Raw genomic sequence first — 12682 nt, 5'->3', positions numbered from 1 at the left:
CGCCGCGCAGTGCCGGTGCCGTCTTCTCGCTGACGCTGCTGCCCGGCTGAACACCACGCGGCGGTGGGCACAATGCCGCCGCATGTCATGGACTGCGCTCGGCCTCGTGCTGCTGGCTGCCCTGTTGCATGCGGCCTGGAACGTGGCCGCCAAGAAGGCGGGCGGCAACCACCACTTCGTGCTCATGGGCGCGGTGCTCATCGTGCTGCTGTGGGCCCCGCTGGGCCTGTGGCTGGCATGGCAGGATGTGCCGCACTGGGGCCTGACCGAGTGGGGCTTCATCCTGGCCAGCGCGCTGGTGCACCTGGTGTACTTCAACGTGCTGCTCAAGGGCTACCGCGAATCGGATCTCACCGTGGTGTACCCCGTCGCACGCGGCACGGGGCCGCTGCTCAGCGCGGTGGGCGCGATGCTGCTGCTGTCGGAGTGGCCCACCGCGGTGGGCCTGGCCGGCCTGGCCGGCATCGTCGGCGGCATCTGGCTGATCGCGGGCGGGCCGTCGCTGTGGCGCAAGGCGCACGATGGCGGGCATGACCCCCATCAGCGCGCCCGTGTGCGCGCCGGCATCGCCTGGGGGGCGCTCACCGGCGTGCTCATCGCAGGCTATACGCTGATCGACGGCTACGCGGTGAAGGTGCTGCTGATGTCGCCCATCCTCATCGACTACCTGGGCAATGCGGCGCGCATCCCCTTCATGCTGCCGGCCGTGTGGCGCGACCGGGACGGCTGGCGCGCCGCCTGGGCGACGCAGTGGCGCCATGCGGTGCTCATGGCGGTGATCAGCCCGCTGGCCTATGTGCTGGTGCTGTATGCCGCGCAGCAGGCGCCGCTGTCGCATGTGGCGCCCGCGCGGGAGGTCTCCATGCTCTTCGCGGCGCTCATCGGCGGCCGGCTGCTGGGCGAGGCGGACCGCGGCTGGCGGCTGGCCGGCGCGGCCCTCATGGCCGCGGGCGTGGTGGCGTTGGCGGCGGGCTGACCCCCCACCTTGACGCGGCGGCTTGACGCGGCTGCCGTGCAGCGGATGATCGACCCGTGTTCCACCCGGGCATGCCAGATGCCTTCCCTGCGATGACACGCGTACTCGCCATGCTGACTTCCGCCACCTTGCTGTGCGCAGGCTGCGCCTCGACGCCGCCCGCGCCGCGCCCCGACGAGGGGGCCCCGCCGAACGAGGCGGCCGCCCGCGCCGTGGCGGTGGGCGACGCTGCGGTGGGCGACGGCGCGGCCGCTCCCCGGGCCGCAGCGGCCGAGCAGGCCGTCACACGCGCCGTCACCTCGCCCCTGGCCGACCTGAACCTGATGCAGACATCCGTGCCGCCCGTGCTCCAGGCGGCGCGCCGGGCGCCCTACGCCCCCGTGCCGCCGGGCTGCGACGGGCTCGCGCAGGAGGTGCTCGCCCTGGACGACGCCCTGGGCCCCGACCTGGATCGCCCCTCCACCGAAGCCGACCCCAGCCTGCTGGAGCGCGGGGCGCAGGAGCTCGGCGGCGCGGCCGCCGGGGCGCTGAAGAGCGCGGCCGAGGGGCTCATTCCGTTTCGCAGCTGGGTGCGCAAGCTCACCGGCGCCGAGCGCCACTCGCGCGAGGTGGCTGCCGCCATCGCCGCGGGGGCGGTGCGACGCGCCTACCTCAAGGGGTTGGGCCAGGCGCGCCACTGTGCGCCGCCCGCCGCCCCGCTGCCGGCAGCGTTGCCGGCGTCTGCCACCCCATCCACTCCGAGGAGCTAGACATGAAACTGATCGGCATGCTGGATTCGCCCTATGTGCGGCGCGTGGCCATCTCGTTGCAGCTCATGGGGCTGCCCTTCGAGCACCGCAGCGTGTCGGTCTTCCGTGGCATGAAGGATTTCAGCGCCATCAACCCCGTGATCAAGGCGCCCACACTGGTGTGCGACGATGGCGAGATCCTGATGGATTCGAGCCTCATCCTGGATTACGCCGAGGCGCTGGCGGCGCCCGAGCGGCGTCTGATGCCGCCGCGCCTGCCCGAGCGCCAGCACGCGCTGCACCGCATCGGCCTGGCGCTGGCGTTGGGCGAGAAGGCGGTGCAGATCGTCTACGAGCGCGGCCTGCGCCCGCCCGAGAAGCAGCACGAACCCTGGCTCGACCGCGTGGCCATGCAGATGCATGCGGCTGCCCGGCTGCTGGACGACGCCGTGGGCCGGCATCCGTTCGACAGCGCCCACATCGACCAGGCCGGCATCACCACGGCCGTGGTGTGGACCTTCGTGCAGCAGGCGCTGCCCCAGTCGCTGGACGCGGCCGCCTTCCCGGCGCTGGGCGCCTGGTGCGACCAGGCCGAGCACCTGCCGGCCTTCCGTGCCGCGCCGCATGGTGAGGCGCCGATGGATCCGGCGGCCTGCCAGCCCGTCTGAGCCCGCGCTGCCCATCCACGCACCCCACCCCACCGCGAGACCGCCATGGCCCTGCCCCACGCCCAGCTCATGGACATCATCAGCGTGCAGCCGCTCGGCGATGCGCTGGTGGACGCCTTCAGCACCAGCCTGATCAAGACCGAACAGATGCAGCTGCTGCACCTGGTGCTGCCGGCCCGCCACGACATGCCCGACCACCACGTGGCGCACGAGTGCTGCATCCACTGCCTCGAGGGCGACGTGGAGGTCACGCTGCCCAGCGGCAGCCGCCGCCTCGCACCGGGCCAGCTGGTGGTGCTGCCCGCCGGGCAACGGCACGGGCTGCGCGCCCGCGCCGATTCGGCCGTGCTGCTCACGCTGCAACTGCGTCAGGGCGACGCCGGCCCGGGGCCTGCCTGAGGCGCGCGGCACGCGCTCAGGCGGAGGGGCCGGGCCCCGTGGCGGCCGCCGGCCTCGCCTGCGCCACCAGCCACTGCACCAGCGCCCGCACGGCCGGCCGCTGCGCCGCGGCCGGGTCGCTCACCAGCACGTAGCCGCGCAACGACTCGGCCTCGGTGCCGAAGGGCGCCACCAGCTGGCCGCTGGCCAGCAGCCCGTCCACCAGCGGGCGCCGGCCCATGGCCACGCCGTGGCCCGCCACCGCCGCGGTGATCGCCTCGGCGTAGTTGGTGAAGCTCAGCCGCGCCACGGGCTCCAGGCCCGCCAGGCCCATGGCGGTGAGCCAGGGCTCCCACTCGATGGGGGCGCCGCCCGGCTCCTGCTCCAGCGCCATGTGCAGCAGCGCATGCCGCGCCAGGTCGGCGGGCGTGCGCAGCGGCGGGTCGCCCGCCGCCAGCAGGCGCGGGCTGCACACTGGCATGAGCGCCTCGCCGAACAGCGGCGTGCCGCGCATGGTGCCCAGCTTGCCGTAGCGGATCGCCACGTCGAAGCCCTCGGCCGCCAGGTTGCGGTTCTCGAAGGTGGCGTCCAGCCGCACGTCGATGCCCGGGTGCTCGCGCGTGAAGCCGGTCAGCCGCGGGATCAGCCACAGGGCCGCCAGGCCGGGCGTGGTGGTGAGCGCCAGCACCTCGCGCTGGCGCGGGTGGCGGATCTCGCGCACCGCGCCCCGCAGGCCGGCCAGGGCGCCGGTGCAGGCCGCGAAGAGGCGCTGGCCGTCCGACGTGAGCGCCAGGCTGCGGTGGCCGCGGGTGAACAGCGGCACGCCCAGGTCGTCCTCCAGCGCCCGCATCTGCCGGCTGATGGCCGACTGGGTGACGAAACGCTCGGCCGCGGCCCGCGTGAAGCTCAGGTGACGCGCGGCCGCCTCGAAGGTGGCCAGCAGGTCCAACGGTGGCAGGCGGTCGGCAGGGGTGGGGGTTGGCATGCGCTGGTGGAATGCGAGATGTTCCAAACCATCGTTTGTCGGCGACGGGGCGGCGGCGGATAGTGGCACCGGTCGGGCAGCGCCGCAAGCGGCGGATCACGGCCCTGTCACGGTCCCGACACCCGCCGGCTGCCATGCCCACGAGGCATGGCAGGCCACCTCACCCTTCACCCGAGGAGCTCCCCCGTGTCCACCCACTGCACCGCCCTGCGCCACCTGCGCCCCGGCCAGAGCGCCCGCATCCAGGCCGACGAGGCCACCCGCCTGGCGGCGGCCCGCGGCACCGTGTGGGTCACGCTGGACCACGACCGCCGTGACCTGCTGCTGGCCCCCGGCGAATCCATGTGGCTGGCCCCCGGCACCGGCGCCGTGGCCGGTGCGCTGCGCCGCGAGGCCACGCTGTGCGTGCGGGCCGGCCTGCACAGCCAGGAGGGAGTGACGGCATGACGGCCCCGAACGACGTGGCGGCCGCCCGGCCGGACACCTTCCACATCCACCGCTACCCCGCCGGCCTGATCGACCGGCTCAACCTGCCCGGTCAGCGCGCGGTGGTGGTCCGCCCGGTGCTGCCGCAGGACGGCCCGGCGGTGCAGCGGTTCGTCTCGGGCCTGTCGCTGGCCAGTCGCCACCGCCGCTTCCACGTGGCGCTGCGCGCGCTGAGCGAGGCCACGCTGCGCCACATGACGCACATCGACTACCGGGACCACCTGGCCGTGGTGGCCCAGGTGCTGGACGAGCGCGCCGGCCCGCAGGACGACCCCGTCATCGTGGCCGATGCGCGCTACGTGCGGGTGGACGGCACGCCGGCCGACGCGCCGGAGGCCGAGTTCGCCGTGGCGGTGGACGATGCCTGGCAGAGCCTGGGACTGGGCCGCGCGCTGATGTCCCGCCTGGCCCGCCACGCCCGCGCCAGCGGCTTCGCCGCCCTGGTGGGCGACGTGCTGCCCGACAACCGGCGCATGCTGGTGCTCACCCAGGGCCTGGGCGCCCGCACCCGCCCCCACCCGGACGGGCCCGGGCTGGTGCAGGTGGTGTTCGGGCTGCGCAACTGACGCCTGCGAAGGCGGTCAGCGCGCCGTCATCGGCCGCGCGGCTTGCGTGCGCCGGCCGGGGCCGGCGCCTTGCCACGGGGGCCTGGCGCACCGGCCGGGCGCTTGCCCGTCTCGCGCGGCGGCAGGCCGGTGTGCTGGGTGAGCAACTGGCCCTTCTTCGGCGCGGCCGGGGCGGCCGCGGTGGCCTTGGCACCCGGTGCGGGGGTGGAATTGGCGCGGCGCGGGCTGCAGTAGCCGCCGGTGGCGGCCGGCTGCCAGGTGGGGATGAGCTGGTGCTTGCCGTTGCCGATGAGGTCGGCCCGGCCCATCTCCTGCAGCGCCTCGCGCAGCAGCGGCCAGTTGGCCGGGTCGTGGTAGCGCAGGAAGGCCTTGTGCAGCCGGCGCCGGCGCTCGCCGCGCACGACGTCCACCTTCTCGGCGCCCCGCGCCGGGTCGCGGTGGATGCCCTTCAGCGGGTTCAGGCCCGTGTGGTACATGGCCGTGGCGGTGGCCATGGGGCTGGGGTAGAAGGTCTGCACCTGGTCGGCGCGAAAGCCGTTGCGCTTGAGCCAGAGCGCCAGGTTCATCATGTCCTCGTCGGTCGTGCCGGGGTGCGCGGCGATGAAGTACGGGATGAGGAACTGCTGCTTGCCGGCCTCGGCGCTGAACTGCTCGAACATGGCCTTGAAGCGGTCGTAGGTGCCGATGCCGGGCTTCATCATCTTCGACAGCGGGCCCGACTCGGTGTGCTCCGGCGCGATCTTGAGGTAGCCGCCCACGTGGTGGGTGACGAGCTCCTTCACGTACTCGGGCGACTGCACCGCCAGGTCGTAGCGCAGCCCGGAGCCGATGAGGATCTTCTTCACCCCGGGCAGGGCGCGCGCACGCCGGTACAGCTTGACCAGCGGGCCGTGGTCGGTGCCCAGGTTGGGGCAGATGCCGGGGTAGACGCAGCTGGGCTTGCGGCAGGCCGCCTCGATCTCGCGGCTCTTGCAGGCCAGGCGGTACATGTTGGCGGTGGGGCCCCCCAGGTCGCTGACCACGCCGGTGAAGCCCTTCACCTTGTCGCGCATGTCCTCGATCTCGCGGATGATCGAGTCCTCCGAGCGGCTCTGGATGATGCGGCCCTCGTGCTCGGTGATGGAGCAGAAGGTGCAGCCGCCGAAGCAGCCACGCATGATGTTCACGCTGAAGCGGATCATCTCCCACGCCGGGATCTTGGTGGCGGCGTCGTGCCTGCCGCGCTCGTCGGCGTAGGCCGGGTGGGGCGCGCGTGCGTAGGGCAGGTCGAACACGTGGTCCATCTCGGCCGTGGTCAGCGGGATGGGCGGCGGGTTGATCCACACCTCGCGCGCCGTCTTGCCCTCGCCGTGCCGCTGCACCAGCGCGCGGGCATTGCCCGGGTTGGTCTCCAGGTGCAGCACGCGGTTGGCGTGGGCGTAGAGCACGGGGTCGCTGCGCACCTGCTCGAAGCTGGGCAGGCGGATCACGGTGCGCTCGCGCGGCGGCAGGGCGATGCGGCCCTCGGCCGGCCGGCGCGTGGGCGTGGGCATGGCCACGACGGCGAGGGCGGTCGGGGCGGGGGCAGCGGGGGAGGCGGTGGAGTGCCCGTCGGCAGGCTCGGGGCGAACGGCTGCCGATTCCGACCTCGCGCATTCCTGGCCGTCGGCCTCCCAGCCATACGGGTTGATGTGGGCGTCGATGCGGCCGGGCCGGTCCACCTCGGTGGAATCGAGCTCGAACCAGCCCTGGGCGCCGGGGTCGCCGGGGCGGCGCACGAAGGCGGTGCCGCGGATGTCGGTCAGGCGGTCCACCGGCTCGCGCGCGGCCAGGCGGTGGGCGATCTCGACGATGGCGCGCTCGGCGTTGCCGTACAGCAGCAGGTCGGCCTTGGCGTCCACCAGCAGGGAGCGCCGCACCTTGTCCTGCCAGTAGTCGTAGTGGGCGATGCGGCGCAGCGAGGCCTCGATGCCGCCCACGACGATGGGCACCTCGTGGAAGGCCTCGCGGCAGCGCTGTGCGTACACCAGGCAGGCGCGGTCCGGCCGCTTGCCGCCAGCGCCGCCGGGCGTGTAGGCGTCGTCGCTGCGGATCTTCCGGTCGGCGGTGTACCGGTTGATCATGGAATCCATGTTCCCGGCGGTGACGCCGAAGAACAGGTTGGGCCGGCCCAGCGCCTTGAAGGGGTCGGCCGACTGCCAGTCGGGCTGGGCGATGATGCCGACGCGGAAGCCCTGCGCCTCCAGCACCCGGCCGATGACGGCCATGCCGAAACTCGGGTGGTCCACGTAGGCGTCGCCCGTCACCAGCACGATGTCGCACGAGTCCCAGCCCAGCGCGTCCATCTCGGCCCGGCTCATGGGCAGGAAGGGGGCGGTGCCGAAGCGCCTGGCCCAGTACGGCCGCCACGCGGTGAGCGCCTTGGTGCCACCGGACGACGACGCGCGCGGCCGGTCCGCCGCGCGGGACGGGGCGCTCGCAGGGGCAGCGGGGGCGTCGGATCGGGTCATGGGCAGGGCGCGGGCAGGCGGGTGGGAAGAGGGGGCGGCAGGCGGCACACGGGCGAACCCGCCATTGTCCCCTGCCGCCGCTTGCCCCGGCGGCGGCGGGGGCTTGGGGGCGGGCCTCGGCACGCGGTTTGCTGGCAGCCCCCACGTGCCTTCGCCGGCGCGGCTGCTGCCCTGCCCGGTCCTGGTTCGAAAGCTCTCTGATGCCTGATTCCGTCGTGCGTGCCCCACCCGCCGTCCACCCCTGGACGGACGAGACCGCCGAATCCTTGCGCCTGCTGGTGGAGAGCATCACCGACTACGCCATCTTCCTGCTGGACCGCGACGGCCGCGTGGCGAGCTGGAACCCGGGGGCCGAGCGCATCAAGGGTTACCGGGCCGAGGAGATCATTGGCCAGTCCTTCGAGCGCTTCTACCCGCCCGACCGCCTGCTGGCCGGCTGGCCACGGGAGGAACTGCGCCGCGCGGCCACGCACGGGCGCTTCGAGGAAGAGGGCTGGCGCCTGCGCAAGGACGGCACGCGCTTCTGGGCCAGCGTGGTGATCACGGCGCTGCGCGACGCCCAGGGCGAGCTGCAGGGCTTCGGCAAGGTCACCCGCGACCTCACCGAGCGGCGCTGGCACGAGGAGCAGCTGCGGCGCAGCGAGGAACAGCTGCGCCTGCTGTTCGAGGCGGTCAAGGACTACGCCCTGTTCATGCTGGACCCGCAGGGCGGCGTGCTGAGCTGGAACGCCGGCGCGGCGGCCATCACCGGCTTCACGGCCGACGCGGTGCTGGGCCGGCACTTCTCGATGTTCTTCACGCCCGCGGACGTGGCCGCCGGCCGGCCGGCCGAGGAGCTGGCCCGTGCCCTGGCGGATGGGCGCGTGGAGGTGGAAGGCCTGCGCCTGCGCGCCGACGGCAGCACCTTCTGGGCCAATGTGGTGATCACGCCGGTGCGCGACGACGACGGCGTGCACCGCGGTTTCGCCAAGGTGACGCGCGACTTGTCGTCGCAACGCCGCCTGCTCGAGCTGGAGCAGACCAGCCGCCGCATGAACGAATTCATCGCCATGCTGGCACACGAGCTGCGCAACCCGCTGGCGCCCATCCGCAACGCCACCAGCCTGCTGCGCCTGCAGCCTGACCTGCCGCCGCTGGTGACCCGGCTGACCGAGATGGTCGACCGCCAGACACGACAGCTCAGCCGCCTGGTGGACGACCTGCTGGACGTGGGTCGCGTGGCCACCGGCAAGATCTCGCTGCAGCGCGAGGACCTGGACTGGCGCGAGGTGGTGCGCGCCACCGCCGAGGCCATCCGCCCGCTGGCCGACGCCAAGCGCCTGCAACTGCACCTGGAGCTGCCCGAGGCCGTGCCCATGCGGGGCGACGGCATCCGGCTGGCCCAGGTGATGCACAACCTGCTGTCCAACGCCGTGCGCTACACGCCCGAAGGCGGCCACGTGTGGGTGAGCGCCCACCGAGACGGCGGCCGGGTGCTCACCCGCGTGCGCGACAACGGGCGCGGCATCGCCCCCGCGGCGCTGGACCGCATCTTCGAGCTCTTCGGCCAGGAGCCGGAGGTGGCGCGCGACCCGGCCGACAGCGGCCTGGGCCTGGGGCTCACGCTGGCCCGCACCCTGGCCGAGCTGCATGGCGGGCGGCTCACCGCGTCCAGCCCCGGCCACGGCCAGGGCGCCACCTTCGAGCTGGTGCTGCCCTGCCTGGCCGGCCCGGCCCCGGTGCCGGCCGCGCCGGCCGTGCCGGGCGCCACGGCCCGGCCCGTGGCCGTGCTGGTCGTGGACGACAACCGCGATTCGGCCGATTCCATGGCCCTGCTGCTGCGGCAGATGGGCCATGCCGCCGAGGCGGCCTACACCGCGCGCGAGGCGGTGGCGCTGGCCAGGCAGAGCTCACCGCAGCTGGTGCTGCTGGACCTGAACATGCCGGGCGAGGACGGCTACCAGGCGATCGGCGCCCTGCGCGCGGCCTGCGAACAGGCCACCTGCATCGTGGCCATGACCGGATACGGCCAGCATGCCGACCGCGAGCGCACGGCACGCGCGGGTTTCGACGACCACCTCACCAAGCCGGTGTCGGGCGTGCCGCTGGCGCGTGTGCTGGCGCGCGCGGCGGCGCTCAGCGACCGAACAGCCCCTTGACCATCTCGCCCACGCCGTCGACCACCCCCGACAGGCTCACACCCAGCGACTCGGCCAGGCCCGCGGCGAAGCGCGTGGCCAGGTCGTCGTTGATGGAGAAGGCAGGGTCGTCCAGCCGGCCGTCCAGCGTGAACGTGATCTCGATGCGCCCGCGGCGCGACAGGCCGGCCAGCACCGCATCGCGCGACAGGCCGGCGAAGCGGTCGCCCAGGCCGGTGCCGCTGGCCAGTGCCACGTCGGTGAGCACCAGCTGCCCCGGCGCATGCAGGCGCTGCGCCGCCACCTTGGCGTGCACCTGCACGTCCAGCGTGCCCCGGCGCACGCCGGCGTCCGCCACGCGCAGCAGGTAGGGCTGCAGGGCCACCAGGTCGGCACCGGTGAGGCTGGCGCGCAGGTCGGCGTCGCGGGTGGTGGGCGTGAGCTGGCCGTCGATGCGCAGCTGCCCGTCACGCGACGGGCCCTTGAACAGGCCCTGCAGCTGCACCTGCACGGGGGTGTCCAGCGCGGGCAACTGCAGTCCCTGCAGCGTGGCGTCGAGCTCGGCCAGGCGCAGGTGGTGCGGCCGCTTGCCGCGCACGCTGGCGTCGTGCAGGTCCACCTGCACCCCGTTCAGCGACATGGTGCCGATGTGCAGCGCCGGTGCCGCGGGCGCCGGGCCGGAGGCCGCATCGCCCGGCGGGGCGGGGCGCTCCAGCAGCCCGGGCAGCACCCGCAGCCGGCCCTCGCGGGTGCGCAGCAGCACGATGCGGGCGTCGTCCACCTCCACCCGCTCGATGCGCCAGGCCCCGCCGAAGGCGCTGCGCCAGGCGGGCTGCACACGCACCCGCCCGGCGTGCAGCTCTTCGTCGGCGGGCCAGCCGGGGGCGGCGGCCACGTGCAGATCGTGCAGCACCACGCCCGACCAGCCCAGCTCCACCGCACCCAGCGTGGCACGCGGACCCAGGGCGTCGCGCACGGCGGCGCCCAGGCGCTGCACGGCCAGGTGGTGGGCCAGGGCCAGGGCGAGCAGGATCAGGGTGGCGCCGAGGGCGGCGCCGGCCAGCAGGCGTCGGGAGCGGTTCATGGCGGCCGGGATTCTCCCCGACGGCCGCGCCGCGGCGCGGGGCTCAGACCCGCAGGAGGCCCCGGAACCCGCGCGCCGCGTAGTACGACTGCACGCCGTTGTGGTAGGTGAACACCCGGCCGTAGCGCCGGTCGCCGAACAGGGCGCCGCCCAGGGCACGCACCTCGTGGGGCGTGGCGAGCCAGCTGGAGGTCTTCAGGTCGAACTCGCCGAGCGCCTGCAGCGCGCGGTACTGCGCCTCGTCCAGCAACTCGATGCCCAGGGTGGCGGCCATGCCCATCGCACTGCCGGCGGGCTTGTTCTCCTTGCGGGCGTGCAGCGCGGCGTCGTCGAAGCACAGGCTGCGCCGTCCGCTGGGCGTCTCGGCGGCGCAGTCGCAGAACAGCAGCTGTCCCTTGGCCTCGTCGCGGCCGATCACGTCCGGCTCGCCGCCCGAGTCCTCCATGGCCTGCAGGGCGCGCAGCGCCGCCGGGCGGGCGTCCAGGCGAGCGGCCACGTCGGCCCACTCGATGCCGGCGTGCCGCTCGGGGTGGCGCTGGAAGCGCTCGGCCAGGGTCTGCAGCAGGGTGTGCTTGTCAGCGGCTTTCATGGGGGTGCCTCACTCCTCACTCAGATGCCCGCGGGCGATGGCCGCGGCGCGGTCCTGGAAGATGGCCATGGCGGTGACCAGGCGCAGGAAACCGAACTTCCGGTAGAAGGGCTCCTTGCCGGGCACCGCGTACAGCAGGATCTTCTTGTGCCCCTGGCAGTCGGCCAGCAGGCGCTGCACGAGCGCCTTGCCCAGCCCGCTGCCCTGGTGGCTGGGCAGCACGGCCAGGTCGCACAGGTAGGCGCAGTCGGCGCCGTCGGCCAGGGCGCGGCCGGCGGCCACCAGCTGGCCCCCGTCCCGCACGAACCAGGCATATCGGCTGTGCGCGAACACCTGGCGCAGGTGGTCCGCGGGCTTGTGGCCCAGCGGCGCGCGGCGGTACAGCGCCTCGAGCTCGTGCCAATCCACGCCGGACAGGCTGCGCGACCATGCCAGCGTGTGGCCGCCGGCTGATGCCGGTGGGGCGGCCGTCGCCAGCCGCACCGCCACCTCGCGGGCCAGCACCCGGTTGCCGTAGGACCGGCCCTGGAAGGTGTAGGTCGTGTCGCCCAGCGTGCGGTAGCCCTGCGCCGCATAAAAGGCGAGCGCGCGGCCGTTGCCCTCCCAGGCCGTGAGCCAGAGTTGGGCGTGCGAGGCCGCCGCGGCCAGGGCCTCGGCCTGGCGCAGCAGCTGTCGGCCGAGCCCGCGGCCCTGGGCGCCGGGCTGCACGTACAGTCGCACCAGCTCGGCCCCCACCGCGTCGCCCGCCGGGGCGGTGGCGGGCGCCAGCGACAGCTCGGCGAACCCCCGGAGACCGCCCGACTGCTCCGCGAGCACGAAGCGCCGCTCGGGCGCCTGCAGCCGCTGCGCGTACGCGCCCGGCGAATACTCGGCCAGCGCCTCGGCGGCCAGGTCCGGCCGCACGCCATCGGTGGCGTAGGTGTCGAGGAACACCTGCACCGACAGCGCCGCGAGCGTGGCGGCATCCGCGGGCGTGCCGGCGCGCAGGTGGTACGCCATGGGCAGCGCCTCGTCGGTCATCGGCACGTCGGGCAGCGACAGCTCAGGCATCGTCGTTGGGCGCGGCCAGCGGCTCGCGGTGGTAGTAGTCGACGGAGGTCTCCGCGGGGAACATCTTGCGCAGGCCGCCGCCGTCCGTGGCCGCGGCCCACACGCCGATCTTCTGCGAATCGGGGTACTCGCACACTTCGGTGGCGGCCAGGGTGGACACGGCCAGGTAGCGCAGCGGTACGCTGCCGGTGTTGATGATCTGGTGCGCCACCTCGGCGCCGCCCGTGGGGCAGGCGATGACATCGTGTGCCCGGATGCGGTGGCGCTGCGTGCCGAAGCGCAATTCGCCTTCGCCCTCGAGGATGAGGAACATCTCCTCCTCCGCGCGGTGCGAGTGGAACGGGCACTGGGCGCTGCCTGGGGGCAGCTCGGTGAGGTTGTAGCCCAGCTGGCGGGCCCCGATGCCCGCGCTGAACAGGGCGCGTCGCGAGCGGTAGTAGCCGTTGTCCTCCACGTCGTCGAACACGACGTCGGCCAGGTTGACGAAGGGCTGGGTCATGGGGGATCCCTTTCGAGGTGCCGTTGGAGCGGGGGAAACAGGGGCGGTGAACTGCATGGATCTCCCG

13 protein-coding genes are annotated in these 12682 nt (G+C 73.9%); 7 read left to right on the top strand and 6 right to left on the bottom strand.

Annotated features, from left to right (window positions below):
• The first annotated feature begins 82 nt into the window (after positions 1-82).
• The 4 genes from ACE3UN_RS09045 to ACE3UN_RS09030 all read left to right on the top strand — a co-directional run bounded on the left by ACE3UN_RS09045 (position 83) and on the right by ACE3UN_RS09030 (position 2771).
• Complete coding sequence (locus ACE3UN_RS09045) at positions 83-976, top strand: EamA family transporter (protein WP_374674601.1); 894 nt, start codon at positions 83-85, stop codon at positions 974-976.
• Positions 977-1086: 110 nt separating this feature from the next.
• Positions 1087-1725 carry a hypothetical protein gene (locus ACE3UN_RS09040; protein WP_374674600.1) on the top strand — a complete coding sequence of 213 codons (639 nt, stop codon included), beginning with the start codon at positions 1087-1089 and terminating at the stop codon, positions 1723-1725.
• 2 nt (positions 1726-1727) lie between these two features.
• A complete protein-coding gene (locus ACE3UN_RS09035; protein ID WP_374674599.1) occupies positions 1728-2372 on the top strand; it encodes a glutathione S-transferase family protein in 645 nt (214 codons plus the stop codon).
• 45 nt (positions 2373-2417) lie between these two features.
• The gene (locus ACE3UN_RS09030) at positions 2418-2771 is read left to right on the top strand and encodes a cupin domain-containing protein (RefSeq protein ID WP_374674598.1); all 354 of its coding nucleotides are present in this window, start codon (positions 2418-2420) and stop codon (positions 2769-2771) included.
• A 16-nt stretch (positions 2772-2787) separates the two neighbouring features.
• On the opposite strand, the gene ACE3UN_RS09025 is transcribed toward ACE3UN_RS09030, so the two are convergent.
• A complete protein-coding gene (locus ACE3UN_RS09025) occupies positions 2788-3735 on the bottom strand; it encodes a LysR substrate-binding domain-containing protein (protein WP_374674597.1) in 948 nt (315 codons plus the stop codon).
• A gap of 186 nt (positions 3736-3921) precedes the next feature.
• Here ACE3UN_RS09025 and ACE3UN_RS09020 point away from each other — a divergent pair, with 186 nt between their 5' ends.
• Together ACE3UN_RS09020 and ACE3UN_RS09015 are read left to right on the top strand one after the other, a co-directional pair.
• Positions 3922-4182: a DUF2917 domain-containing protein gene (locus ACE3UN_RS09020; protein ID WP_374674596.1), complete on the top strand. Its 261-nt coding sequence runs from the start codon at positions 3922-3924 to the stop codon at positions 4180-4182.
• A complete protein-coding gene (locus tag ACE3UN_RS09015) occupies positions 4179-4787 on the top strand; it encodes an N-acetyltransferase family protein (RefSeq protein ID WP_374674595.1) in 609 nt (202 codons plus the stop codon). Before ACE3UN_RS09020 ends, ACE3UN_RS09015 begins: the two co-directional genes overlap by 4 nt.
• 26 nt (positions 4788-4813) lie before the next feature.
• On the opposite strand, the gene ACE3UN_RS09010 is transcribed toward ACE3UN_RS09015, so the two are convergent.
• Positions 4814-7276, bottom strand: a complete 2463-nt coding sequence (locus ACE3UN_RS09010; RefSeq protein ID WP_374674594.1) for a YgiQ family radical SAM protein — start codon at positions 7274-7276, stop codon at positions 4814-4816.
• A gap of 200 nt (positions 7277-7476) precedes the next feature.
• On the opposite strand from ACE3UN_RS09010, the gene ACE3UN_RS09005 reads away from it, so the two are divergent.
• Positions 7477-9414 (top strand): PAS domain S-box protein, encoded by a 1938-nt coding sequence (locus tag ACE3UN_RS09005; protein ID WP_374674593.1) that lies wholly within the window; start codon positions 7477-7479, stop codon positions 9412-9414.
• On the opposite strand, the gene ACE3UN_RS09000 is transcribed toward ACE3UN_RS09005, so the two are convergent.
• The 4 genes from ACE3UN_RS09000 to ACE3UN_RS08985 are packed head-to-tail and all read right to left on the bottom strand — an operon-like array spanning position 9392 to position 12615.
• Positions 9392-10477 carry a DUF748 domain-containing protein gene (locus tag ACE3UN_RS09000; RefSeq protein WP_374674592.1) on the bottom strand — a complete coding sequence of 362 codons (1086 nt, stop codon included), beginning with the start codon at positions 10475-10477 and terminating at the stop codon, positions 9392-9394. The genes ACE3UN_RS09005 and ACE3UN_RS09000 overlap by 23 nt on opposite strands.
• A gap of 43 nt (positions 10478-10520) precedes the next feature.
• Positions 10521-11066 (bottom strand): DUF4256 domain-containing protein, encoded by a 546-nt coding sequence (locus ACE3UN_RS08995; protein WP_374674591.1) that lies wholly within the window; start codon positions 11064-11066, stop codon positions 10521-10523.
• Positions 11067-11075: 9 nt separating this feature from the next.
• Positions 11076-12116, bottom strand: coding sequence for a GNAT family N-acetyltransferase (locus ACE3UN_RS08990; protein WP_374674590.1), 1041 nt, complete (start codon positions 12114-12116; stop codon positions 11076-11078).
• Positions 12109-12615 carry a cupin domain-containing protein gene (locus ACE3UN_RS08985; RefSeq protein WP_374674589.1) on the bottom strand — a complete coding sequence of 169 codons (507 nt, stop codon included), beginning with the start codon at positions 12613-12615 and terminating at the stop codon, positions 12109-12111. Before ACE3UN_RS08985 ends, ACE3UN_RS08990 begins: the two co-directional genes overlap by 8 nt.
• Positions 12616-12682: the final 67 nt, after the last annotated feature.

Source organism: Ideonella sp., assembly GCF_041918995.1.
GTDB lineage: Bacteria > Pseudomonadota > Gammaproteobacteria > Burkholderiales > Burkholderiaceae_C > Ideonella.
Note: the sequence above shows the minus strand (reverse complement) of the source record. Positions and strands in the feature narration are given on the sequence as shown.

Coding starts and splice junctions, on each gene's coding strand:
- ACE3UN_RS09025 (WP_374674597.1), bottom strand. CDS start 3,735: ATGCCAACCCCCACCCCTGCCGACCGCCTGCCACCGTTGGACCTGCTG.
- ACE3UN_RS09015 (WP_374674595.1), top strand. CDS start 4,179: ATGACGGCCCCGAACGACGTGGCGGCCGCCCGGCCGGACACCTTCCAC.
- ACE3UN_RS09010 (WP_374674594.1), bottom strand. CDS start 7,276: ATGACCCGATCCGACGCCCCCGCTGCCCCTGCGAGCGCCCCGTCCCGC.
- ACE3UN_RS09000 (WP_374674592.1), bottom strand. CDS start 10,477: ATGAACCGCTCCCGACGCCTGCTGGCCGGCGCCGCCCTCGGCGCCACC.
- ACE3UN_RS09035 (WP_374674599.1), top strand. CDS start 1,728: ATGAAACTGATCGGCATGCTGGATTCGCCCTATGTGCGGCGCGTGGCC.
- ACE3UN_RS09005 (WP_374674593.1), top strand. CDS start 7,477: ATGCCTGATTCCGTCGTGCGTGCCCCACCCGCCGTCCACCCCTGGACG.
- ACE3UN_RS08985 (WP_374674589.1), bottom strand. CDS start 12,615: ATGACCCAGCCCTTCGTCAACCTGGCCGACGTCGTGTTCGACGACGTG.
- ACE3UN_RS09040 (WP_374674600.1), top strand. CDS start 1,087: ATGCTGACTTCCGCCACCTTGCTGTGCGCAGGCTGCGCCTCGACGCCG.
- ACE3UN_RS08995 (WP_374674591.1), bottom strand. CDS start 11,066: ATGAAAGCCGCTGACAAGCACACCCTGCTGCAGACCCTGGCCGAGCGC.
- ACE3UN_RS09030 (WP_374674598.1), top strand. CDS start 2,418: ATGGCCCTGCCCCACGCCCAGCTCATGGACATCATCAGCGTGCAGCCG.
- ACE3UN_RS08990 (WP_374674590.1), bottom strand. CDS start 12,116: ATGCCTGAGCTGTCGCTGCCCGACGTGCCGATGACCGACGAGGCGCTG.
- ACE3UN_RS09045 (WP_374674601.1), top strand. CDS start 83: ATGTCATGGACTGCGCTCGGCCTCGTGCTGCTGGCTGCCCTGTTGCAT.